This is a genomic window from Rheinheimera tilapiae, assembly GCF_042432165.1.
Lineage (GTDB): Bacteria > Pseudomonadota > Gammaproteobacteria > Enterobacterales > Alteromonadaceae > Pararheinheimera > Pararheinheimera tilapiae.
The window spans coordinates 1,771,546-1,794,281 of record NZ_JBHLXP010000001.1 but is presented as its reverse complement, the minus strand read 5'-3'; the positions used below and the strand labels follow the sequence as shown (position 1 = coordinate 1,794,281).

The 22,736-nt window shown below is 51.6% G+C and carries 23 protein-coding genes; 16 read left to right on the top strand and 7 right to left on the bottom strand.

The genetic code is table 11. The features are described from left to right. Window positions 1-25: 25 nt before the first annotated feature. From ACFFJP_RS07755 to tkt, 3 genes are all read right to left on the bottom strand, one after another. The gene (locus ACFFJP_RS07755) at window positions 26-1,207 is read right to left on the bottom strand and encodes a phosphoglycerate kinase (protein WP_377242124.1); all 1,182 of its coding nucleotides are present in this window, start codon (window positions 1,205-1,207) and stop codon (window positions 26-28) included. A 50-nt stretch (window positions 1,208-1,257) separates the two neighbouring features. Beyond that, complete coding sequence (gene epd / locus ACFFJP_RS07750) at window positions 1,258-2,268, bottom strand: erythrose-4-phosphate dehydrogenase (protein ID WP_377242122.1); 1,011 nt, start codon at window positions 2,266-2,268, stop codon at window positions 1,258-1,260. Between the two features lie 77 nt (window positions 2,269-2,345). Then, window positions 2,346-4,343: a transketolase gene (gene tkt / locus ACFFJP_RS07745; protein WP_377242120.1), complete on the bottom strand. Its 1,998-nt coding sequence runs from the start codon at window positions 4,341-4,343 to the stop codon at window positions 2,346-2,348. A 352-nt stretch (window positions 4,344-4,695) separates the two neighbouring features. Here tkt and metK point away from each other — a divergent pair, with 352 nt between their 5' ends. Together metK and ACFFJP_RS07735 are read left to right on the top strand one after the other, a co-directional pair. Next, entirely contained in the window at window positions 4,696-5,847 is a 1,152-nt protein-coding gene (metK, locus tag ACFFJP_RS07740) for a methionine adenosyltransferase (protein WP_208931033.1), read from the top strand. Window positions 5,848-6,015: 168 nt separating this feature from the next. Further along, window positions 6,016-7,572, top strand: coding sequence for an AbgT family transporter (locus ACFFJP_RS07735; RefSeq protein WP_377242118.1), 1,557 nt, complete (start codon window positions 6,016-6,018; stop codon window positions 7,570-7,572). Between the two features lie 65 nt (window positions 7,573-7,637). Here ACFFJP_RS07735 and ACFFJP_RS07730 read toward each other — a convergent pair whose 3' ends face one another. Further along, on the bottom strand, window positions 7,638-8,663 hold the full coding sequence (locus ACFFJP_RS07730) for an ABC transporter permease (protein ID WP_377242116.1): 1,026 nt from the start codon (window positions 8,661-8,663) through the stop codon (window positions 7,638-7,640). Further along, window positions 8,660-9,586, bottom strand: a complete 927-nt coding sequence (locus ACFFJP_RS07725; protein WP_377242114.1) for an ABC transporter ATP-binding protein — start codon at window positions 9,584-9,586, stop codon at window positions 8,660-8,662. Before ACFFJP_RS07725 ends, ACFFJP_RS07730 begins: the two co-directional genes overlap by 4 nt. A gap of 78 nt (window positions 9,587-9,664) precedes the next feature. Between ACFFJP_RS07725 and rsmE the strand changes: the two genes are divergently transcribed. Genes rsmE through ACFFJP_RS07700 form a run of 5 tightly spaced genes read left to right on the top strand, consistent with a single transcriptional unit; the run spans window position 9,665 to window position 12,660 of the window. Further along, on the top strand, window positions 9,665-10,393 hold the full coding sequence (gene rsmE / locus ACFFJP_RS07720; protein WP_377242111.1) for a 16S rRNA (uracil(1498)-N(3))-methyltransferase: 729 nt from the start codon (window positions 9,665-9,667) through the stop codon (window positions 10,391-10,393). Between the two features lie 12 nt (window positions 10,394-10,405). Further along, window positions 10,406-11,365: a glutathione synthase gene (gene gshB, locus ACFFJP_RS07715; protein WP_377243402.1), complete on the top strand. Its 960-nt coding sequence runs from the start codon at window positions 10,406-10,408 to the stop codon at window positions 11,363-11,365. 10 nt (window positions 11,366-11,375) lie between these two features. Next, window positions 11,376-11,933, top strand: coding sequence for a YqgE/AlgH family protein (locus tag ACFFJP_RS07710; protein ID WP_377242109.1), 558 nt, complete (start codon window positions 11,376-11,378; stop codon window positions 11,931-11,933). 27 nt (window positions 11,934-11,960) lie between these two features. Then, window positions 11,961-12,371 (top strand): Holliday junction resolvase RuvX, encoded by a 411-nt coding sequence (ruvX, locus tag ACFFJP_RS07705; RefSeq protein WP_377242107.1) that lies wholly within the window; start codon window positions 11,961-11,963, stop codon window positions 12,369-12,371. Next, a complete protein-coding gene (locus tag ACFFJP_RS07700) occupies window positions 12,358-12,660 on the top strand; it encodes a DUF1653 domain-containing protein (RefSeq protein WP_377242104.1) in 303 nt (100 codons plus the stop codon). Before ruvX ends, ACFFJP_RS07700 begins: the two co-directional genes overlap by 14 nt. A 48-nt stretch (window positions 12,661-12,708) precedes the next feature. On the opposite strand, the gene ACFFJP_RS07695 is transcribed toward ACFFJP_RS07700, so the two are convergent. After that, window positions 12,709-13,833, bottom strand: a complete 1,125-nt coding sequence (locus ACFFJP_RS07695; protein WP_377242102.1) for a PilT/PilU family type 4a pilus ATPase — start codon at window positions 13,831-13,833, stop codon at window positions 12,709-12,711. 11 nt (window positions 13,834-13,844) lie between these two features. Then, window positions 13,845-14,897, bottom strand: coding sequence for a type IV pilus twitching motility protein PilT (locus tag ACFFJP_RS07690; protein ID WP_208931027.1), 1,053 nt, complete (start codon window positions 14,895-14,897; stop codon window positions 13,845-13,847). A gap of 43 nt (window positions 14,898-14,940) precedes the next feature. Here ACFFJP_RS07690 and ACFFJP_RS07685 point away from each other — a divergent pair, with 43 nt between their 5' ends. From ACFFJP_RS07685 to ACFFJP_RS07645, 9 genes are all read left to right on the top strand, one after another. Next, the gene (locus ACFFJP_RS07685) at window positions 14,941-15,618 is read left to right on the top strand and encodes a YggS family pyridoxal phosphate-dependent enzyme (RefSeq protein ID WP_377242099.1); all 678 of its coding nucleotides are present in this window, start codon (window positions 14,941-14,943) and stop codon (window positions 15,616-15,618) included. A 4-nt stretch (window positions 15,619-15,622) separates the two neighbouring features. After that, entirely contained in the window at window positions 15,623-16,465 is an 843-nt protein-coding gene (proC, locus tag ACFFJP_RS07680) for a pyrroline-5-carboxylate reductase (RefSeq protein WP_377243399.1), read from the top strand. 47 nt (window positions 16,466-16,512) lie between these two features. After that, complete coding sequence (locus ACFFJP_RS07675) at window positions 16,513-17,058, top strand: YggT family protein (protein WP_377242097.1); 546 nt, start codon at window positions 16,513-16,515, stop codon at window positions 17,056-17,058. A gap of 1 nt (window position 17,059) precedes the next feature. Then, window positions 17,060-17,371, top strand: coding sequence for a DUF167 family protein (locus ACFFJP_RS07670; protein ID WP_377242095.1), 312 nt, complete (start codon window positions 17,060-17,062; stop codon window positions 17,369-17,371). Window positions 17,372-17,390: 19 nt separating this feature from the next. Then, on the top strand, window positions 17,391-17,825 hold the full coding sequence (locus tag ACFFJP_RS07665) for a DUF4426 domain-containing protein (protein ID WP_377242093.1): 435 nt from the start codon (window positions 17,391-17,393) through the stop codon (window positions 17,823-17,825). A 12-nt stretch (window positions 17,826-17,837) separates the two neighbouring features. Then, on the top strand, window positions 17,838-18,446 hold the full coding sequence (gene rdgB / locus ACFFJP_RS07660) for an RdgB/HAM1 family non-canonical purine NTP pyrophosphatase (protein ID WP_377242091.1): 609 nt from the start codon (window positions 17,838-17,840) through the stop codon (window positions 18,444-18,446). Between the two features lie 2 nt (window positions 18,447-18,448). After that, window positions 18,449-19,612, top strand: a complete 1,164-nt coding sequence (gene hemW, locus ACFFJP_RS07655; protein ID WP_377242088.1) for a radical SAM family heme chaperone HemW — start codon at window positions 18,449-18,451, stop codon at window positions 19,610-19,612. Window positions 19,613-19,668: 56 nt separating this feature from the next. Beyond that, the gene (locus ACFFJP_RS07650) at window positions 19,669-21,525 is read left to right on the top strand and encodes a DUF885 domain-containing protein (protein ID WP_377242086.1); all 1,857 of its coding nucleotides are present in this window, start codon (window positions 19,669-19,671) and stop codon (window positions 21,523-21,525) included. Window positions 21,526-21,665: 140 nt separating this feature from the next. Then, window positions 21,666-22,634 carry a magnesium transporter CorA family protein gene (locus ACFFJP_RS07645; protein ID WP_377242084.1) on the top strand — a complete coding sequence of 323 codons (969 nt, stop codon included), beginning with the start codon at window positions 21,666-21,668 and terminating at the stop codon, window positions 22,632-22,634. The last annotated feature ends 102 nt before the right edge of the window (window positions 22,635-22,736 follow it).

Genomic DNA, 22,736 nt, shown 5'->3' with positions numbered 1-22,736 from the left:
AACAGACTGGTTTATAACATCATTTTTACGCGCTTTTGCCGCGTTGTTCAAGAATTTCAACTGCTGGCAAGGTTTTTCCCTCTAAGAACTCAAGGAACGCACCGCCACCGGTAGAAATATAGGAGATTTGTTCAGCCACACCATACTTATCGATGGCGGCCAGCGTGTCACCACCACCGGCAATACTAAACGCATCACTTTGCGCAATCGCTTCAGCAATTGCTTTAGTACCTGCTTCAAACTGCGCAAATTCAAACACGCCAACCGGACCATTCCAGACGATAGTCCCGGCAGATTTCAGGATCTCGACCAACGCTGCAGTACTGTCCGGGCCGATATCAAAAATCATATCGTCGTTGGCAATATCCGCAATTGGTTTGAGACTAGCGGGTGTGTCTTCAGCAAAGGCTTTGCCGGTCACCACGTCTGTTGGTACCGGAATGTTGCCACCATTGGCTTTTGCTGCCGCCATTAAGCGCTGCGCTTCCGGAATTAAATCGGCTTCATACAGCGATTTGCCGACATTGGCGCCCGAAGCAGCTATAAAAGTATTGGCAATGCCGCCACCAACAACCAGCTGGTCAACAATACTGGACAAAGATTCCAGCACTGTCAGTTTGGTCGAAACTTTAGAGCCACCAACAATTGCCACTAATGGCCGTTTTGGATTTTTCAGTGCAGCAGCTAAGGCTTCGAGCTCAGCCGCCAGTAAAGGACCAGCACAGGCAACTGGCGCAAATTTAGCTACACCATGTGTAGTCGCCTGCGCACGGTGCGCAGTGCCAAAAGCATCCATCACAAACACATCGCACAAGGCTGCCAACTGCTTTGACAAGGTTTCGTCGTTTTTGCCTTCGCCTTTGTTAAAGCGAACGTTTTCAAACACCACCACTTCACCGGCGGCAACATCAACACCTTGCAGATATTCTTTTGCCAGACGGACCGGTGCTTTCAGTGCGTTTTTGAGATAGTCCACAACCGGCTGCATCGAAAATTCTTCGGCATAAACGCCCTCTTCCGGGCGGCCCAGATGTGAACACACCATGACTTTTGCACCTTTGCTGAGCGCCAGTTCAATTGTCGGCAGCGCGGCACGTAGGCGGGCATCTGAAGTGACTACGCCATTTTTCACAGGTACATTTAAATCTTCGCGGATTAACACGCGTTTACCCGCCAAATCTAAATCAGCCATCTTAATCACGGACATGACCATCTCCTTTTGTTGATTTGAATACTGTTATTCTGTTTAAGGTGCCGTTACTGACTTCTCATCATGGCACGTGCGGTATCGATCATTCTGTTGGCAAAGCCCCATTCGTTGTCACACCAAACCAGGCATTTCACCAGTCGTTTATGACTGACCCGGGTTTGTGAACCATCGACGATGCACGAATGCGGATCGTGATTAAAATCAACGGAAACCAATGGCTCTTCGGTGTAATCCAGAATGCCCGGTAAAGACAAGCGAGCTTGCTGCAGCGCGGCATTCACCGCCTCAACGGTGACATCCTGATGCAGGGCAACGGACAAATCCATTGCCGTAACATTGATCGTTGGCACCCGCACCGCAATCGCTTCAAAACGGCCGGCGAGATGCGGCATGATGCGTTCGATCCCTCGTGCCAGCTTGGTATCTACCGGGATAATAGATTGGCTGGCGGCGCGGGTCCGGCGTAGATCCGGATGATAAGCATCAATGACTTGCTGGTCGTGCATCGAGGCGTGAATTGTCGTGATAGTGCCGCTTTCAACGCCAAAGGTGTTATCCAGCACACTCAATACCGGCACAATACAGTTGGTGGTGCATGAGCCGGCAGAGACGACGCGCATGGTCGCGTTAAGCTGTTGTTCGTTGACGCCGTAAATCACCGTCGCATCAATATCAGCGCCAGCCGGATGCGAGAACAATACTTTGCCAGCACCGGCTTCGAGATGCTTCATCGCATCGGCGCGACTACCAAATACACCGGTACATTCTAAAACTAAATCGACATTCAGTGCCTTCCACGGCAACAAGGCCGGGTCTGCCTGATGGAGTAGCTGAATGTGTTGGGTCCCGACCACTAAGACTTCGCCATTGAGCGTCACCGCAGTGCCAAAACGGCCATGGCTGGAATCATATTTCAGTAAATGCGCGATGCCACGAGCTTCCGCCAGCTCGTTGATGGCAACGACTTGCACTTCATCTTGTAACTGTTGTTCAAAAATGGCGCGTACAATGCTGCGGCCAATTCGGCCAAACCCATTGATCGCGATCCTGATTGTCATCAGCGCTGTTACCTGTCTGGACTGTCACGAAGTTAAACAAAAGGGGCTCCAAGCCCCTTTTGCATTGAAAGTACCGTTTACGCCAGTAACTGTTCGGCGGCTTCGACAACTGCAGCTGTGGTGATACCGAAGTATTCAAACAGCTGCTCAGCTGGCGCAGATTCACCAAAACCGGTCATGCCGATGATTTTGCCATTCAGACCAACATATTTATACCAGCTGTCGACAATACAAGCTTCCACAGCAATGCGTTTTGTTACCGCAGCTGGTAACACAGCCTCACGGTAGGCTGCATCCTGCGCGTCAAACACATCAGTCGATGGCATCGATACAACGCGCACCTTGTGACCAGCATCGGTCAGTTTTGCCGCGGCTTGAACCGCCAGCTCGACTTCTGAACCTGTCGCAATAATGATCAAATCCGGTGTACCCGCGCTGTCTTTAAGCACATAACCACCCCGACGGATCGCTGCGACTTGTTCTTCCGTCCGGGCTTGCTGTGCCAAATTCTGCCGGGTGAAAATCAGCGTCGTCGGGCCTTCGGTGCGTTCAATCGCAGCTTGCCAGGCGACAGCAGATTCGACCTGATCACAAGGACGCCAGTTCATCAGGTTTGGTGTAACCCGCAGCGAAGCCAGTTGTTCAACCGGTTGGTGTGTCGGGCCGTCTTCGCCAAGACCAATCGAGTCGTGGGTATAAACAAAAATCACCCGTTGTTTCATCAGCGCAGCCATACGCACAGCATTACGAGCATATTCCATAAACATCAGGAAGGTCGCACCGTATGGCACAAAACCACCATGTAGCGCGATACCGTTCATAATGGCCGACATGCCGAACTCACGCACACCATAATATAAGTAGTTACCGCTAGCGTCGTCTGCACTAATGCCTTTCGAGCCAGACCAAATCGTCAGGTTTGAACCAGCCAGATCGGCCGAACCACCCAGCAGTTCCGGCAATAAAGGACCGTAGGCATTTAAAGCATTTTGCGACGCTTTGCGGCTGGCGATCGCAGCAGGGGTTGCCTGTAACTTGGCGATATACGCATCTGAATCTGCTTTCCAGTTGGCAGGTAATTCACCGCTTAACCGGCGTTTTAACTCGGCGGCCAGTGCCGGGTGCGCAGCAGCATAAGCAGAGAACTGTTCATTCCAGCTTTGTTGCTGGACGCCGCCTTTTGGTTTGCCATCCCACGCCGCATAGATATCTGCCGGCACTTCAAATGGGGCATATGGCCATTGCAGGAATTCACGGGATGCGGCGATTTCAGCATCACCCAGTGGCGCGCCATGGCAATCATGGCTACCGGATTTATTTGGCGAACCGTAACCGATGATGGTTTTGCAGCAAATCAGTGTTGGCTTGGCGGTTTCTGCCTGTGCAGCCTGGATCGCAGCTGCAATAGTCGCTGAGTCATGACCATCAACACCAGCAATCACGTGCCAGCCATAAGCTTCAAAACGGGCCGGCGTATTGTCAGTGAACCAGCCTTCGACATGACCGTCGATAGAGATGCCATTGTCATCCCAGAACGCGATCAGTTTGCCAAGCCCCAAAGTCCCTGCCAAAGAGCAGGCTTCGTGAGAAATACCTTCCATCAGGCAACCGTCGCCGAGGAATGCATAAGTGTGGTGGTCGATAATGGTATGGCCTGGCTGGTTAAACTGTGCCGCCAGAGCTTTTTCGGCAATTGCCATACCGACAGCATTGGTAATCCCCTGCCCCAACGGGCCCGTGGTGGTCTCAACGCCTGGCGCATAACCATATTCCGGGTGGCCCGGCGTGCGTGAGTGCAATTGACGGAATTGTTTTAAGTCGTCGATAGACAGGTCATAACCGGACAAATGCAACAGCGAATACAACAACATAGAGCCATGGCCGTTCGACAGAACAAAACGGTCACGGTTAGCCCACTGCGGGTCTTGTGGATTGTGCTTTAAAAAATCGCGCCATAATACTTCGGCGATATCGGCCATCCCCATCGGGGCGCCCGGGTGGCCAGATTTAGCCTTTTGCACTGCATCCATACTTAACGCGCGGATGGCGTTGGCGAGTTGTTTGCGGGACAGCATTGTCACTCCTGCTACTAATTATCGGAATCTTATCCAAGTGGTTTTTTATGTTGCCTGCATCGCTTCGGATGGCGTGATACTGTTTTTTAATAAACAGGCAAATTTATTTTACGCGTCGCATCGGTTCCAGGTTATTTTCCCAGACCATGCCCACCTTGGCAACGAATAAAACCGGATCCATGCTGATTGGCTTAAGTTTTGATCCGTTCGTCCGATATCCCGTACTCTTGCAGATAGAAAGACGTCCGGGCGGCAAAAAAATATGGCAAACTATTATTTGTTTCTCTAGAATACGCAGCCCAATTTTCCGGCGCTTGGCGCTAAAACAACCAACCCATTGGAATAAGTTAGAATGGCACAACACATTTTTACCTCTGAGTCAGTTTCCGAAGGACATCCGGATAAAATCGCCGACCAAATCTCTGATGCGGTGTTGGATGCCATCCTGGAGCAGGACCCAAAAGCCCGTGTCGCCTGTGAAACCTTCGTCAAAACCGGTATGGTGCTGGTTGGTGGCGAAATCACCACTTCTGCTTGGGTCGATATCGAAGAGCTGACCCGCAGTACTATCCGTGAAATCGGTTATGTGCATTCTGATATGGGCTTTGATGCCAATTCTTGTGCGGTGTTAAGCGCCATCGGTAAACAATCTCCGGATATCAACCAGGGCGTTGATAAAAAAGACCCGAAAGATCAGGGTGCCGGTGACCAAGGTCTGATGTTCGGTTATGCCAGTAACGAAACTGACGTGCTGATGCCCGCGCCAATCACTTACTCTCACCGTCTGGTGCAACAACAGGCCAAAGTGCGCAAAGACGGCACGCTGCCTTGGTTACGCCCAGATGCAAAATCTCAGCTGTCTTTCATTTATGAGAACGGCAAACCAGTCGGCATCGACGCTGTAGTGTTATCTACGCAGCATTGCGACACCATTTCAACTGAAGATCTGCGCGAAGCGGTGATGGAACACATCATCAAGCCAGTGCTGCCAGCTGAATGGTTGCGTCAAAGCACGAAGTTCTTTATTAACCCAACAGGTCGGTTTGTGATCGGTGGCCCAATGGGCGATTGCGGTCTGACCGGCCGCAAAATCATCGTGGATAGCTACGGCGGTATGGCACGTCACGGTGGTGGCGCGTTCTCTGGTAAAGATCCATCAAAAGTTGACCGTTCAGCCGCCTACGCTGCCCGTTATGTGGCGAAAAACATCGTTGCGGCAGGCTTAGCTGAGCGCTGTGAGATCCAGGTTTCTTACGCCATCGGTGTGGCAGAACCTACTTCTATCAGCGTCGAGACTTTTGGCACCAGCAAACTGTCAGAAGACCAACTGATCAAACTGATCCGGGCCCATTTCGACCTGCGTCCGGCCGGCCTGATTGCGATGCTTGACCTTGAGCGTCCGATTTACAAAGCGACTGCAGCTTACGGTCACTTTGGCCGCAATGAGTTCCCGTGGGAACAGACTAACAAAGCTGACGCACTGCGTGCGGAAGCCGGTCTGTAATCTCAGACTCAGCTAAACAGGGAGCTTCGGCTCCCTTTTTGTTGCACTGCGTTTCGCGCGTAACCATCTCATCACAGCCTTAGCCTGATATCTTCACAGTTTTTTCCTGTTTGCCAGCACTGCCCGATAACTTTTATAACGGCTGACCGACAATAATAAGGAAACTCTATGTCTTCTCAAACGACCAGACCCTGGTTGCAGCGTAGTCTCGATGCGATAGAACGTGCGGGCAACAAACTCCCTGATCCTGCTGTGTTATTCGCATTATTTATGCTGGCCGTCTGGCTGATATCCTGGGCCTTGTCCGGTGTGCAGTTCAGCGAAATTGACCCACGTACCGGCAAACCTATCGTCATAGTCAATCTGTTAGATGGCACGGCCTTCACAACTTTTATGAGTAAGATGGTCACGACTTTTGTTAACTTCCCCCCGCTCGGCGTGGTCCTGGTTGCAATGCTTGGTTTGGGTGTGGCCGAACATACCGGCTTTATTAATGCAGGCCTGCGCTCGATCTTAAATGTCACGCCAAAAATGCTGCTGACACCGGTACTGATTGCTGTTGGTATCTTGAGCCATGTTGCTGTCGATGCCGGCTATGTGCTGGTGATCCCACTCGGCGCAGTGATTTTTTACGCAGCTGGTCGCCATCCGCTGGCGGGCATTGCCGCAGCATTCGCTGGTGTCTCAGGTGGTTTTTCTGCCAGCCTGTTTGTGCCGTCCAGTTTAGATCCGATGTTAGCTGGCCTGACGCAGGCAGCTGCGCGTCTATCAGCGCATCCTGGTGCTGCAGAAATGACGATTAACCCACTGAATAACTTCTTTTTTACCACGGCATCTGCCGGTTTAATCATTCTGGTGGGCTGGTTTCTGACCGATAAAGTCATCGAACCACGGCTTAAAAATACACAGGTCGACGGAGACCCAGCCAGTCTGCCAAAGCTAGATGCTTTAACAGATGCGGAACGTAAAGGCCTGCGCTACGCGACCTTGTCGATGTTGGTATCCGGTTTACTGCTGATCTGGTCGGCATCAGGTGCTGATTCAGCCTGGCGTGGCACAGACGGCTTGCTGACCAGTGCGACCGCACCGCTGATGCAGTCGATTGTCGGCATTATTTTTGTGTTTTTCTTAATTCCGGGTGTGGTGTATGGCTATACCTCAGGTTCGGCAAAAAATCATCGCGCTATTGTACAAGGCATGAGTAAAGCGATGTCTGGCATGGGGTATTACGTCGTGATGGCGTTTTTCTGTGCGCAGTTTATTTATGCTTTTGGCCAGTCGAATCTGGGCGCCCTATTGGCCATTAAAGGCGCTCTGGCGTTAAAAGAACTGGCGCTACCACTTGGCGTGACCTTAGTTGGCATCGTGTTCCTCACTGCCACAGTCAATCTGTTAGTGGGTTCCGCTTCCGCGAAGTGGGCATTGATTGGTGCCATTATGGTGCCGATGTTGATGGAGCTTGGTGTATCGCCGGATTTAACTCAAGCCGCTTATCGGGTGGGGGACTCTTCTACCAACATCATTACGCCGCTGATGCCGTACTTCCCGCTGATCGTGGTGTTCTGTCAGAAGTACGTGAAATCGACCGGTATTGGTACGTTGATCGCGTTGATGCTGCCATTCTCAGTATGTTTCCTGGTGCTGTGGAGCGCCTTCCTGTTGCTCTATTGGGCGCTGGGCATTCCGCTGGGAATTGGTGCGCATTACACCTTCCCTGCACTTTAAATGAAAAAAACGCCTGAAAAGCAGTCTGAGCTTTTCAGGCGTTTCATTCACCTGGTCGCTACGGATTAACGGCCGTCACCAGCCCAGCGGAACAACGCAGCCGCTGCGGCTAAAAACACCAGGCTCATTGCTGCCATCACACCAAGTTGCACACTGACATCGGCAAAACCGGCACCATCCAACATCACCGCGCGGGCAGCGCTGACCAAATGCGTCAACGGGAACAACTGCGCAAACCATTGCACCGCTTGCGGAGCGCCTTCCAGGCTGAACCAGACACCGGACAAAATCATCATTGGCCAGCTGGTCATATTGAGCAGTCCGCCGGTCAGTTCTTCACTTTGTAAACGACTGGCAATCAACAACGCCAGTGCAATCATCGATAATGCCCCCAACGCGGCCACCAACAACAGCAGTGCATAACTACCGAGCATCATCAGGCCAAACAGCTGCTGACAGCTGACAAACACCACGCCGGCAATTGCCAAGACGATGGCAAGACGCGAGACCACCTGCGCACCGACAAATTCCAGCGCAGTTAAAGGCGTGGCCTGCAGGCGTTTTAGCACTGAGTTTTTCCGATACCGCACCAGCACATAACCGACGCCAAACAAGCAGGAAAACATCATATTCATGCCCAAAATACCGGGCAGCACAAAGTCGACATAGCGAATGGCTTGCCCTGTCACTTCCTCTCTGGTTGCCCCCGGCCATTGCTGCAACAGGATTTTTTCCACCAGATAGCCTTTGGCCGAATCCGGATTCACCACATAACGATTTGCGGTTAAATCAAGCACCAGGTCAATCTGATGATGGGCCAGCCGTTGTCTGGCCAACGCCTCTGCCTGATAAGGCACAAATTCGACAAAACGCGTGGTTAGCAACGGATGTTGCGCCGTATCAAGCACCGTACTTTGCTGTAACACGCCCACTTTGTATTCTGCTTTCGGTTCACCGGAAAATACAAAAGCAAAACCGGCGACCAGTAAAAACGGGAAGAGTAAATTCCAGCCAAGCGCCGCCCGGTCGCGCCAGAATTCGAGATTGCGCGCTTTGAGCACCGCAATAAAACGTCTGAAACTAAACATCATTCAGCCTCCATGGTGACACCGCTCAAGGCATGGCCGGTCAGTTTGAGGAACAAATCGTCCAGCGTCGCCGATTTAACTAACAGGCCCTGTAGCTGCACTTGTTGCTGCAGCAACGCCTGAATGCTCTGCTGCACGTCCGGCGTCTGAATGCAGAGCTGACCGCCCTGCAGCGATGCATGGTGACCGTCTGGTAAAGACGGAATAAACCCAGGATCCGGCAGCTGCAGCAAAGCCCCTTCAAAATGCTGGCGCAGCAACGCCTGCGGCGAGCCTTGTGCGATGATTTGACCTTTGTCGACAATAATCAGGTCATCACAGAGCTGCTCAGCTTCATCCATGTAATGGGTGGTCAGAATAATGGTCCGGCCCTGCTGTTTAATTTGTTTGATCAGCATCCAGAAATTACGCCGGGCATGCGGATCAAGCCCGGTGGTCGGTTCGTCCAGAAACAAAATCTGTGGCTGATTCACCAATGCCAGTGCCAGTAACAGCCGCTGACGCTGACCACCGGACAGTTTTTTATGATCCTGCGTTAAAAAGTCAGTCAAATCACAGAGTTTGATAAGCTCTTGAATATCCGCCGGCTCTGGATAAAATGCCGCGAACATCCGTAACGTTTCTTCGACGGTGAGAAAATCCTGTAATGCGGTTTGCTGGAACTGCACGCCTAGTTGCTGAAAATGTCGCCGCCCGGCCACTTCGGCATGATAAAAAATGCTGCCGCTGTCGGGTTTGATAATGCCTTCGAGCATTTCCAGCGTCGTGGTTTTGCCGGCGCCATTTGGCCCAAGTAAACCAAAACATTGACCGGCCTGCACACTGAAACTGAGGTTGTTCACTGCCTTCAGCGCGCCATAACTTTTACACAGTTGCGACACGGCCAATACTGCCGGTGCCGCCGATGAGACTTTTTCTACGCCCATACAAGGACTCCTTTCGAGGTACCCTTAGCGCCAAGGGACTGCTACCATATCAGTTTTTCTGCTGCTGAATCAGGCCTCATGCGAACAATACGTTTATATCAGCCCGGCCCGTTAACACCGGGACAATCTGTGGCGCTCTGTGAAGATGCCGCCAACCACGCCGGTAAAGTCTTGCGAATGCAAGCCGGCGAAGCGCTCGAACTGTTTAATGGTGATGGCAATAATTACGCCGCCGTCATTATCGAAGTTGGCAAAAAGCAGCTGGTTGTCGATATCCAAAGCTCAAGCGAGAATCCGATCGAATCGCCATTGAAGTTACATCTGGGACAAGGTATCTCCCGCGGAGATCGGATGGATTTTGCCATCCAGAAAGCGGTCGAGCTTGGCGTCAGTGAAATTACGCCGCTGTTTACCGAACGCTGCGGCGTTAAGCTTGACGCCGACCGTCTGGAGAAGAAACGCGAACAATGGCAAAAAATTGTCATCAGCGCCTGCGAACAAAGCGGCCGCTCGGTGGTACCACCGGTGCATCAGCCGGTCACGTTGGAAAAATGGCTCGGTCAGGCAGACAATTGTCTCAAACTGACCTTGGATCCCTGGACCAGCGCCACCATTAAACAATTAGCACCGACCGACCGCCTCAGATTAGTCATAGGTCCGGAAGGCGGCTTCAGCGACCGCGAAGTCGCGGCCACGACTTTAGCCGGTTTTCAGCCGGTACGGCTCGGTCCACGGGTGCTTCGCACCGAAACTGCTGCACTGACCGCTATTGCTGCATTGCAATTACAACTAGGCGACCTCGCCTGATTAAGGAGTAAGCTGTTGATAAAACTCGGCATCGTGATGGACCCTATCAGCGCCATCAACATCAAAAAAGATTCCAGTTTCGCCATGTTACTGCAGGCTCAGAGCCGCGGTTATCAGTTGCACTATATGGAAATGGCCGACTTATACCTGTTAGAAGGTCAGGCCCGCGCCCGCACCCGCCTGCTGAGCGTGGAGCAAAACCCGGCGCGCTGGTATGAATTCCAGGGGGAACAAGACATTGCGCTGGGGGATCTGGATGTGATTCTGATGCGCAAAGATCCACCATTTGATACCGAGTTTATCTACGCGACTTATATTCTGGAACGGGCAGAAGACGTCGGCACGCTGATTGTGAACAAACCACAGAGCCTGCGGGACGCCAACGAGAAGTTATATACCAGCTGGTTTGCGCAGCATACGCCGAAAACACTGGTCAGCCGCGATGCTGCCCGATTAAAAGCCTTTTATCAGGCCGAAGGCGATGTGATCTTAAAACCGCTGGACGGTATGGGCGGCGCATCTATTTTTCGTTTAAAACCGCAAGATCCCAATGTCAGTGTCATACTGGAGACATTAACCGCGCACGGCACTATGTACGCCATGGCGCAGCGTTTTATCCCGCAGATCGTCGACGGCGATAAACGTGTCTTAGTGGTCAATGGTGAACCGGTGCCATATTGTCTGGCACGGATCCCAGCCAGCGGCGAAACCCGCGGCAATCTTGCCGCAGGCGGCCGCGGCGAAGCGCGTCCTCTGACCGAAAGTGACTGGGCCATTGCCCGTGCTGTAGGCCCAACACTGAAAGCCAAAGGGTTGATTTTTGTCGGTCTTGATATCATCGGTGACAAACTGACCGAAATTAATGTCACAAGCCCAACCTGCATCCGCGAAATTGAGGCTGCGTTTCCGGTTTCAATTACCGGCATGTTGTTTGATCAGATTGAACTGTTATTACAGGCTAAAAAAGCCTGAGGAGTTCGCCGTGGAAAGTTTACAAAACCACCTGCTGATTGCAATGCCAAGTTTGGATGACCCTTTATTTGGTCGAAGTGTGACCTATATCTGCGAACATAATGCCGACGGCGCCATGGGAATAGTCATTAATCATCCCCTGTCAGTCGATATCGCCAATTTATTGGAACAGCTCGAGATTGAGTTTGACGGCGGTTCTGATGCGGCCAGAATGAAAATCTGTGCAGGTGGACCAGTACAAAATGATCGCGGTTTTGTGCTGCATACGCCAAAAGCTGGCTTTAATAGCAGTATGCAACTGAATCAAGATTTGATGATCACCACCTCAAAAGACATTCTGGAGCAGCTCACCACCGAAGCGGCGCCCGACAAATTTATTCTGGCGCTGGGTTATGCGGGCTGGAGTCCGGGTCAGCTGGAACAGGAACTTGCCGACAACAGCTGGCTGGTGATCCCGGCCGATAACCGGATTATTTTTGACTTGCCGCATGGCGAAAAATGGCAAGGCGCGACGGCTAAACTGGGGATCCAGAGTTGGCAGTTAAGTCCGCAAGCCGGACATGCCTGAAATCAGGCCAGACAAACAGGAACACAGATGAGTTGTATTCTGGCCTTTGACTATGGCCTTAAAAGCATTGGCGTGGCGGTTGGACAACGTCTGACCGGCACCGCCAGCACGTTAAAAGCACTGAAAGCAGTCGATGGCACTCCCGACTGGAACCAGATTGAAGCACTGTTAAAAGAATGGCAACCAGAGCTCGTCGTGGTGGGTCTGCCACTGAATATGGATGGTACAGAGCAACCATTCACTGCACGGGTGCATAAATTTATCAATCGCTTACATGGTCGTTTTGGTGTCAAAGTGCAGGCACACGATGAACGGTTGACCACAGTCGAATCGCGCGCTGAATTGTTTTCACAGGGCGGATTTAAGAAGCTCAGTAAAGACGCTGTCGATTGTTTCTCCGCTAAGTTAATTCTGGAGAGCTGGTTTGAACAACAGTAGGACAGAGTTGCCCTGCCCCGGTTATTACCGGCACTACAAAGGCCGCTATTACCAGCTGCTGGCGCTGGTGCGTCACAGTGAAGAAGATGCGCCTTATGCCCTATATCGCGCATTATATGGCGATTTTGGCCTGTGGGTGCGACCGCTGACGATGTTCTGCGAGAATGTCAGTATTGACGGCGAACCGGTCGCCCGGTTTAGTTTTGTCGGCACTGAGCCGCCAGCAGGACTTGCACTGCCAGCAGCACTGGACAGTGAACATCTATGGCCGGGTTTGGCAGTCACCTGAGTAAAAAACGCGGCTAAAGCCGCGTTTTTTCTATTGATTACCGATGACTCAGTGATCGGGTTTTTCCAGACCATCCACTGTGACATTGGCCAAAAAGCCAGCCCCTGCCGTTTCGTTATTACGCAGTTTAATCATCAGGCGTAAGTCATTCGGTGAATCCGCGTGGTGCAGTGCATCGGCATAACTGATTTGATTGCGCTGGTATAGGTCATACAACGCCTGATCAAAGGTCTGCATGCCGAGTTCACGCGATTTCGCCATCACTGCTTTAATCTCGTCAATCTGACCTTTTTTGATGAGATCTGCCACCAGTGGCGAGTTGGTCAGTACTTCAATCGCCGCCATCCGTTTCGAGCCATCCGCCGTCGCGATCAATTGCTGCGCGACAATGCCCCGTAAATTCAGCGCCAAATCAAACATCAGCTTGGCATGTTTTTCTTTGGGTACTAAATGCAGGATACGGTCAATCGCCTGGTTGGCATTGTTAGCGTGCAGTGTCGCAATACACAAATGGCCGGTTTCGGCAAAACTCAGCGCATACTCCATTGTATCCTGACTACGGATCTCACCAATCAGGATCACGTCCGGCGCCTGGCGCAATGAGCTTTTCAGCGCGGCTTCAAAGGATTCAGTGTCGATGCCAACCTCACGCTGGGTGATCAGACTCTTTGCATGGTCGTGCACAAATTCAATCGGATCTTCGATGGTCAGAATATGTCCACGGGCATTTTTATTACGATAGCCAATTAAAGCTGCCAGCGAGGTGGATTTACCGGTACCGGTACCACCAACAAACAGCAGCAGACCGCGTTTTGACATGATCAGCTCTTTTAAAATGGGCGGCAATCCCAGCTCATCAACATCGGGGATTTTGGTGACAATTCGACGCACCACCATACCGGCCTGATCGCGCTGGAAGAATGCCGATACGCGGAACCGGCCGGCATCGTTGGCAATGGCGAAGTTACATTCTTTATGCGTCAGATACTCGTTTTTCTGCTTGTCGTTCATGCAAGCCAAAACAATCGCCAGCGCGTCGTCCGCGCTCAGCGGGACCTCTTCAATCGGCAGCAACTCACCATTGATTTTGGCGGCCACCGGCATACCTGCGGTGACAAACATGTCCGATGCCTTGGCATCGACCATTTTTTGCAGCAGTCTGATTAATTCCATCACTGTCTCCGTTAAATCCGGCCCATAGCACCAAAGGCGTTTTTATCCTGGGCTTTGGCTAAGGCGTCTTGTTTAGTGATAAGTCCGCGGTTCACCAGATTCAGCAAGCACTGGTCCATCGTCTGCATGCCATGTGAAGCACCGGTCTGGATCACTGAATACATCTGGGCGATTTTATCTTCACGGATCAGGTTTCTGATCGCTGGTACCCCAATCATAATTTCGTGCGCGGCAATACGACCGCCACCGATTTTTTTCAGCAGCGTCTGCGAAATCACTGCGCGCAGTGATTCGGACAACATTGACCGCACCATGGCTTTTTCCTCACCCGGGAACACGTCGATGATCCGGTCAATCGTTTTCGGCGCGGATGTGGTGTGCAAAGTACCAAACACCAGGTGACCGGTTTCAGCCGCGGTCATCGCCAGGCGAATAGTCTCCAGATCGCGCAATTCACCAACGAGGATCACGTCCGGGTCTTCCCGCAATGCCGAACGTAACGCATTTGAGAAACTCAAAGTATCGCGGTGTACTTCACGCTGGTTCACCAGGCAAAGCTTGTTGTGGTGGACGAATTCGATGGGATCTTCGATAGTCAGAATGTGTTCATGTCGGCCTGTGTTGATGTAATCCACCATCGCCGCCAGTGTGGTCGATTTACCGGAACCTGTTGGTCCGGTCACCAGCACCAGTCCACGCGGGTTTTCGGCAATAGTGCGGAATACATCCGGCGCGCCGAGATCATCCAGACTTAATACTTCACTGGGGATAGTCCGGAACACGGCGGCAGCACCGCGGTTTTGCACAAAGGCATTGACCCGGAACCGGGCCAGCCCCGGCACTTCGAATGAGAAATCTGATTCCAGCCGTTCCTCGTATTCTTTGCGCTGCTTATCCGTCATAATGTCGTAGACCAGCGCATGCACGTCTTTGTGCGTCAGCGGTGGAATATTCAATCGCCGCACATCGCCATCGACGCGGATCAGTGGTGGCACACCGGCCGACAGGTGCAAGTCTGACGCTTTGTGTTGTACGCTGAACGCCAGTAATTCGGTAATATCCATGACGACATACTCCTGTGTCAGTGAAGAGGCAAATCAGGTTTTGATGCATAACACCATAGCAGAACGCTTACAGACAGCCTACAGGGCGCTTGCAGAAATTCAGCCAAATGATCGCGCGACTGCTCAGTTAATCGCCGTCAGTAAAACTAAGCCAGTCAATGACATACGAGAAGCATATCTGGCCGGACAACGTCAGTTCGGCGAAAACTATGTGCAGGAACTTGCGACTAAAGCACAGGAACTGACCGATTTAACACAGATCCGCTGGCATTTTATTGGCCCTATTCAGTCCAATAAAACCCGTGATATCGCGGTTTACGCCGATGTGGTGCATAGCGTTGACCGCTTGAAAATTGCTGAACGTTTGTCGGCCCAGCGCCCGGTCGGTAAAGCAGCGCTGCAGGTGTTGCTGCAGGTGAATATCAGCCGCGAGGACAGCAAGTCCGGCATTTTGCCGGAAGATCTGTTGTCACTGGCACGTCAGATCAGCAGTCTACCGAATATCCAACTGGTCGGCTTAATGGCGATCCCGGCACCGGCGATCAATGGTGACAATCAGCAGGCTTTTGCGGCGATGAAGCAGCTTTCAACCGCGCTTCAGGCAGAATTTCCGCAGGCAGATCAGTTGTCTATGGGAATGTCAGATGACTGGCAACAAGCCGTTCTTTTTGGGGCAACTATGATAAGATTGGGCTCCGCCATTTTCGGCGCGCGCAGTTAACGCGATAAAACTCAGACAACGAATCAAAAGCATGAATGACAACACAGTAGCCTTTATCGGCGCCGGCAATATGGCGCGCTGCATCATCGGGGGCATGGTGAATACCGGCTACCCGGCTGCAAATATCATCGCCGCCAATCCAAGCAGGCCAAAACTCGACGCCCTTGCCGCGGATTTTGGCATTGTAGTGACTCAGGACAATCTTTTGGCCGTGCAAAAAGCCGATGTCATTGTGTTGTCAGTCAAGCCGCAGCTGATGGGCGAAGTTTGCCGTCAGTTGATCGCCGGTGTGCCCGATATCAGCGAAAAACTTTTTGTCACGGTCGCAGCGGGTTTACCGGTCAGCCGCTATGAAGAATGGCTCGGGCCGGTCCGACTGATGCGGACTATGCCCAATTCACCATCTCTAGTCGGACTGGGTGTCACCGGAATTTTTGCCAGTCGCTGCTCGAACTATGAAAAATCTTTTGTTGATAGCATGTTCAGTGCCACCGGTAAAACGGTGTGGCTCGATCAGGAAAACCAAATCAACGACATCACTGCTGTAACCGGCAGCGCACCCGCCTACTTTTTCTACTTTATGCAAGCGATGGCGCAAAAGGCAGAACTGCTCGGTTTTAGCCCGGACGAGGCCCATCAGATGGTGGTACAGACCGCATTAGGTGCTGCGACGATGGCGACCCAATCGTCTCTGAGCTTTGCCGATTTACGGGCGCAGGTCACCAGTAAAGGCGGTACGACGCATGAAGCGATTGAAACCATGCGCAACGCCGGTCTCGAATTGATGGTTGCTGATGCCATGCAGGCCGCGATCCGCCGGGCTGAAGAGATGGCCAAAACGCTGTAAACTATTCATTGAAATGCCGATTTAACCTGCTCTGACAAGGAAAACGCATGAACAACGCATTTTATTTTCTGCTCGATACTGTTTTTAATCTGTTCCTGATGGTGGTGCTGCTACGGATCTGGTTGCAGGCCAGCCGCGCTGATTTTTATAATCCACTCAGCCAGTTTGTCGTGAAAGCGACTAATCCGTTGCTGATCCCACTGCGCCGGATGATCCCAAGTATTGGCAAACTTGATACTGCGGCAGTGGTCCTCGCATTGTTGGTCAGTGCCGGCAAAATGTTGCTCATTCAGCTGCTGTTGGTCGGTCAGCTTGATATCATCGCGTTAGTGTCCGGCGCCGTACTGACGACGATAAAAGAAGCGTGCAGTCTGCTGTTCTGGGTACTGATTATCCGTGCGATCTTGAGCTGGTTCTCGCAAGGCCGCAATCCGATGGAGTTGGTACTGGTGCAGTTGACTGAACCTTTGTTAGCCCCGGTTCGTAAAGTGATCCCGCCGATGGGTGGCCTCGATTTGTCGGTGCTGATTGTGTTGGTCGCCCTGCAATTTCTGCAGATCCTGTTACAGAGCTTTTTTGTCGGTATGTTCTGACATGTCATCTGCTACCAGTGCCTGGCGCTGGGCCGATGGCGATTTAATCCTGCAGATTTACGTGCAGCCAAAAGCCAGCCGCGATCAGGTGGTGGGGTTACATTGTGATGCGGTCAAAGTGGCGATCACTGCACCGCCTGTCGACGGCAAAGCCAATGCTCACGTGATTAAGTTACTGGCGCAGTGGTTTGACGTGGCAAAAAGCCAGATTGAATTACAACGTGGCGAATTGAACCGGCACAAACAATTGCTGATCCGCCAACCCAAAACCATCCCGGCGGCGTTAACGGCGCTGGGATTGCCACCCGCTTAGACTGCTTAAGGAGCTTGTGATGAAACTTGTAACTGCTCTGCTCTACCCGCTTTTTGCGCTGTTTTTGCTTGGTAGCTTTCCAAGCTTCGCTGAACAAAAACAACAACTTGGTAAATGGGATGTGCATTACATGCTGATGCCGACCACGATGCTGGACGCGGATGTCGCCAAAAACTACCAGTTAAGCCGCAGCCGCAATTATCAGTTGTTGAATATTTCTGTGCTCAATACCGCAGACCAACAGGCGCAGGCAGTTGAACTGAGCGGGACCGCGACCAACCTGGCAGGACAACGTCAGCAATTGAGCTTTAAACCGGTCAAAGAAGGTGCTGCCCTGTATTATCTGGCAGGTGTGGAAGCACGTTCTGAGCAAAAAATCACCATTGAACTCTCGATACGTCAGGGCAACGAACTGCAGGTACTGAAGTTCACCCAGGATGTTTACCCGGAATAACAGGAAACGGTTATGTTTAAACAACTGGTACTGGCGAGCAGTAACGCCGGCAAAGTAGCTGAATTGCAAAGTTTACTGGCCGATTATGGCGTCGAGGTGCTGCCACAAACCCAGTTTGGCGTCCCTGATGCTGATGAGACCGGTCTGAGTTTTATTGAGAATGCCATTCTGAAAGCCCGTCATGCATCACGACTCACTGGCTTACCGGCGATCGCTGACGACTCAGGTCTGGCGGTGCACGCCCTCGGTGGCGCGCCAGGCATTTACTCTGCGCGCTATGCTGCGATGCACGGCATGGACAATGCGCAAGACAGCAAAGACGCTGCCAATATCCGCCTGTTGCTGCAAAATATGCAGCAACATACCGACCGCAGTGCAGAGTTTCATTGTGTGCTGGCTTTAGTTCAGCATGCGGACGATCCAGTGCCATTGATCGCCCATGGCCGTTGGTCCGGCCAAATCAGCCAGCAACAACTCGGCGAAGGTGGTTTTGGTTATGACCCGATCTTCTGGCTACCAGAACTTGGCAAGACCTCAGCGCAGCTGGCAAAAGCCGACAAAGCCGCGCTCAGCCATCGTGGTCAGGCGCTGCGGTTATTACTGACACAACTGCGGGGTTAACGGTGTTACAACTGCCCCCGCTGTCGCTGTACATCCATATCCCTTGGTGCGTGCAGAAATGTCCATATTGTGACTTTAACTCCCACGCCGTGAAACAAGGCATACCAGAAGCCGAATATATTGCCCATCTGCTGGCCGATTTAGATCAAGATCTGGCCATAGTTCCTGATCGTGCGCTGCATAGCATTTTTATCGGTGGTGGCACGCCCAGCACGTTCAGCGCCGAAGGCATTGCCGCCATCCTGAGCGGTGTGCGGGCCAGAATTGCTTGTGAGCCCAATCTTGAAGTGACGATGGAAGCCAACCCTGGCACGGTAGAAGCCAGCCGCTTTGCCGGTTATGTGGCGGCTGGTGTAACCCGTTTTTCGATTGGTGTACAAAGTTTTCAAGCCGCGCAGTTACAGGCGCTTGGCCGCATCCACAATCCGGCGCAGGCCAGACGTGCCGCTGAACTCGCGACACAACTACGCCAGCAGGGCCTTAACAGCTTTAATCTGGACTTAATGCATGGTCTGCCCGGACAGAACTTAGCCGACGCCCTAGCCGATCTGCAACAAGCAATTGATTTAAACCCACCACATCTTTCCTGGTATCAGCTAACAATCGAGCCCAATACAGCCTTTGCTTCACGGCCGCCAGTCCTGCCGGAAGATGAAGCGCTTTGGGATATTCAGGAGCATGGGCATGCGCTATTGACCGCTGCCGGCTATCAGCAATATGAAACCTCGGCCTACAGTAAAACCGGCTATCAATGCGCGCATAATCTGAATTATTGGCGTTTTGGCGATTACCTCGGCATCGGCTGTGGCGCCCATGGCAAGATCACTCGTCTAGGTAACGAAGTGGATGCAACTGCCACTATTTCCCGTACCGTCAAAATCAAACACCCTAAAGGCTATATGGATTTAAGCCGCGGTTATCTCGATAGCACCACAGTGGTAGAGCCCGACGAACTGCCTTTCGAATTTTTTATGAACCGCTTCCGCTTACTGGAGCCCTGCCCCAAAGCTGACTTTACCGCATATACCGGGTTGTCTGTCGAAACGGTGGCCCCAGCGCTTGCCCGCGCCGTGCAGTTAGGATTAGTTAGCGACACACCACTGCATTGGCAAATCACGCCGCATGGCGTGCGTTTCCTGAACGAGCTACTGCAGCTGTTTTTATAACACCAGCGATCGGCTGGTGTTACCCAGTAAAACATCAACAATAACCCGGGGACATCATGACACTAAAACTCCAACTGCTGACTATTGCAGTCTCAGCAGCTTTACTGGCGGGCTGTAATAAAGCACCTGAGCAAACCGCTAATCCGACAGCACCTGCCGCGTCCACGCAAACAGCACCAGCAACAGCTCAAACCGAATCGGCCAAAGCCAATGCGTTTTTTGACCAGTATTTCATGGATGCTGCCGCGTTAAGCCCGATGGCATTGACCCAGCTTGGTATCAAGCAGGATTACGACAAATGGGACCAATTGACCGACGAGCAAAGTGATAAAGAGCTGGCGCTGACGAAAAAAGCCTTAGCTGACCTTGCACAGTTTGACGTCGCGAAACTGGATACCCAGACCACGTTGAGCTATCAGCTGTTTAAACAGCAACTGGAACAGGATATTGCCAACGATAAATGGCGTTATTACAACTATCCGGTTAACCAAATGTTTGGCATGCATTCCGGTGTGCCTTCACTGTTGATTAACCAGCATCTGATTGACAATGAAGCCGATGCCAAAGCCTATATCGCACGTTTAAACGGCATTCCGCAGCTGTTTAAACAGTTAGAACAGCAGCTGAGCAAACGTGCCGAGCTGGGGATTATTCCACCAAAATTTGTGTTTCCACTGGCTATTGCTGCCAGTCAGAACATCATCAAAGGTGCGCCATTCAGCGCTGGCGCAGACAGTACTTTACTTGAAGATTTCCGCAATAAAGTCAATAAGCTGACCTTGGATGATGCTGCTAAACAATTGCTGGTTAAAGAAGCCGAAGTCGCACTGACCAGCAGTGTCAAACCGGCCTATGAAAGCCTGATCGCCTATTTAACTGCCCAGGAAAAACAAGCCGGGACCGATGACGGCGTTTGGCGTTTTAAAGACGGCGAAGCTTTTTACAATATGGCACTGGAACGCACCACCACGACAAAAATGACTGCTGAGGAAATTCATCAGCTCGGTGTCACCGAAGTGGCGCGCATTCATGATGAAATGAAAGCCATCATGCAAAAAGTCGGCTTTAAAGGCGATCTGCAGGCGTTTTTTGCCTTTATGCGCGATGATGCCCAGTTCTATTATCCGGATACAGCTGAAGGCAAAGCCGCCTATTTAGCCGAAGCGACACGACTGATTGACCATATGAAGTCGCAGCTGGACAGCCTGTTTCTGGTCAAGCCCAAAGCAGACCTGATCGTCAAAGCAGTCGAACCATTTCGCGAAGAATCTGCCGGTAAAGCGTTTTACCAGCAGCCATCAATGGATGGCAAAAGACCGGGCACTTACTACGCCAATCTGCATAACATGAAAGATATGCCGAAATATCAAATGGAAGCACTGGCTTACCATGAAGGCATTCCGGGCCACCATATGCAGATTGCCATTGCACAAGAATTAGGTGACATGCCGAAATTCCGTAAGTTTGGCCGTTACACCGCATATATTGAAGGTTGGGGTCTGTACACCGAATTGCTGCCAAAAGACATCGGCCTGTATCAGGACCCGTACTCAGATTTCGGCCGGTTGGCGATGGAACTGTGGCGCGCCTGCCGACTGGTGGTTGATACCGGGATTCATGCGAAAAAATGGACACGCGAACAGGCTATCCAGTACCTGGCGGACAACACGCCCAACGCACGCACCGAAGCTGAAAACTCCATCGAGCGGTATATCGTGATGCCATCCCAGGCCACTGCGTACAAGATTGGTATGATCAAAATTGTTCAGCTGCGTGACAAAGCTAAAACTGCCTTGGGTGACAAATTTGATATCCGCGAATTCCACGATGTGGTGCTGAAAAACGGCGCCGTCCCGCTGGATGTGCTGGAGTCACTGGTCGACGCTTATATCAAAGGTAAGCAAAGCGTTTAAATTCAACGGTTTTATCCGCTGCTGCTCAGACCCCGGCCTTGTGCCGGGGTTTGTTTTTACTGCAGACCAAACAAAGTTGTACTGGTCCAACGGCTGCGAACTGCTTATGCTGGGGGCAGAACAAGTAAAAAGGATGATGCATGCTGATCTTGCATTTATACAATCCGGAAACCAACGACTGGCAATCCGGTGATCTGAATTTATTACAACTGCCGCTGCATGGCGATCAGAAAGCCTGGATCGACATGTCGAGTGCCAGTTATGCCGAGCAACAACAAGTGTTGAATCGGTTTCAAATCCATCCGGTGATTGCTGAAGATTACTTACGTGAACGTCACCCACCGAAACTTGAAGCGTACGATGGTTTTACATTATTGATTTTGCGGGCTTTTGCCGGCGAAAGCTTCCACGAATATCCAGGCCATGCCCAGCTGTCATTGCTGTTTTCCAATCAGGTACTGCTTTATAAATGTCAGCTGCCAGAGGAAGCGGGTCATTACAAAGTCCAGGCATTTGATGTGAACCGACCTGTGACACCGATCAAAGAATGGGTCAAAAGCTACATTCACACCGTGTCAGCTAGCTACCTAGAAAAATTGATCAATTTTGAAGATGAACTGGGCGAATTTGAAGACGCGATGCTCTCTCATGGCGATGATCATAAGATGAGCCGGATCATGCGATTCAGGTCCGTATTCCGCAAACTTGACCGCAACCTCGCTTACCAGAAAGACATGTTTGCCGACTTGCTGACACCGGATGACGGCGGCGCTGGCGTGATGTCTCAGTTTGAACCGGTCGAACTCAGAGATTTTTATGAAAAGTTCGAGCGATTACATTCCATGACTCAGATGTATTACGACCAACTTGGCGATCTGGTCAGCAGCTATATGTCGACTTCTTCTCATCAAATTAACGAACGGATGAAAGTGCTGACGATGATTTCTGCGGTGTTTATTCCGCTCACTTTTATTGTCGGTGTCTATGGGATGAACTTCGATCATATGCCGGAATTGCATATGCCACTCGGATATTACTGGACTTTGGCGGGTATGGCCGTCGTGGCGCTCGGCATGTTACTCGGTTTTAAGATCAAACGTTGGTGGTAGAATATACAGACAGTCGCGACCACCTCGAAAAATGCTGTTGAATTGACTATAAAAATGTTACTCAGCTGCGGTATCATCCGCAGCAAATTACTACCCAAGGAC

Bases quoted from the DNA above. Each gene is read 5' to 3' on its own strand.
- ruvX (WP_377242107.1), top strand. From the start codon at position 11,961: ATGAGTTGTATTCTGGCCTTTGACTATGGCCTTAAAAGCATTGGCGTG.
- ACFFJP_RS07670 (WP_377242095.1), top strand. From the start codon at position 17,060: ATGTCATCTGCTACCAGTGCCTGGCGCTGGGCCGATGGCGATTTAATC.
- metK (WP_208931033.1), top strand. From the start codon at position 4,696: ATGGCACAACACATTTTTACCTCTGAGTCAGTTTCCGAAGGACATCCG.
- ACFFJP_RS07725 (WP_377242114.1), bottom strand. From the start codon at position 9,586: ATGGGCGTAGAAAAAGTCTCATCGGCGGCACCGGCAGTATTGGCCGTG.
- tkt (WP_377242120.1), bottom strand. From the start codon at position 4,343: ATGCTGTCCCGCAAACAACTCGCCAACGCCATCCGCGCGTTAAGTATG.
- ACFFJP_RS07735 (WP_377242118.1), top strand. From the start codon at position 6,016: ATGTCTTCTCAAACGACCAGACCCTGGTTGCAGCGTAGTCTCGATGCG.
- ACFFJP_RS07730 (WP_377242116.1), bottom strand. From the start codon at position 8,663: ATGATGTTTAGTTTCAGACGTTTTATTGCGGTGCTCAAAGCGCGCAAT.
- ACFFJP_RS07650 (WP_377242086.1), top strand. From the start codon at position 19,669: ATGACACTAAAACTCCAACTGCTGACTATTGCAGTCTCAGCAGCTTTA.
- ACFFJP_RS07665 (WP_377242093.1), top strand. From the start codon at position 17,391: ATGAAACTTGTAACTGCTCTGCTCTACCCGCTTTTTGCGCTGTTTTTG.
- rdgB (WP_377242091.1), top strand. From the start codon at position 17,838: ATGTTTAAACAACTGGTACTGGCGAGCAGTAACGCCGGCAAAGTAGCT.
- rsmE (WP_377242111.1), top strand. From the start codon at position 9,665: ATGCGAACAATACGTTTATATCAGCCCGGCCCGTTAACACCGGGACAA.
- ACFFJP_RS07755 (WP_377242124.1), bottom strand. From the start codon at position 1,207: ATGTCCGTGATTAAGATGGCTGATTTAGATTTGGCGGGTAAACGCGTG.
- ACFFJP_RS07645 (WP_377242084.1), top strand. From the start codon at position 21,666: ATGCTGATCTTGCATTTATACAATCCGGAAACCAACGACTGGCAATCC.
- ACFFJP_RS07690 (WP_208931027.1), bottom strand. From the start codon at position 14,897: ATGGATATTACCGAATTACTGGCGTTCAGCGTACAACACAAAGCGTCA.
- epd (WP_377242122.1), bottom strand. From the start codon at position 2,268: ATGACAATCAGGATCGCGATCAATGGGTTTGGCCGAATTGGCCGCAGC.
- ACFFJP_RS07675 (WP_377242097.1), top strand. From the start codon at position 16,513: ATGAACAACGCATTTTATTTTCTGCTCGATACTGTTTTTAATCTGTTC.
- ACFFJP_RS07685 (WP_377242099.1), top strand. From the start codon at position 14,941: ATGCATAACACCATAGCAGAACGCTTACAGACAGCCTACAGGGCGCTT.
- ACFFJP_RS07695 (WP_377242102.1), bottom strand. From the start codon at position 13,833: ATGGAATTAATCAGACTGCTGCAAAAAATGGTCGATGCCAAGGCATCG.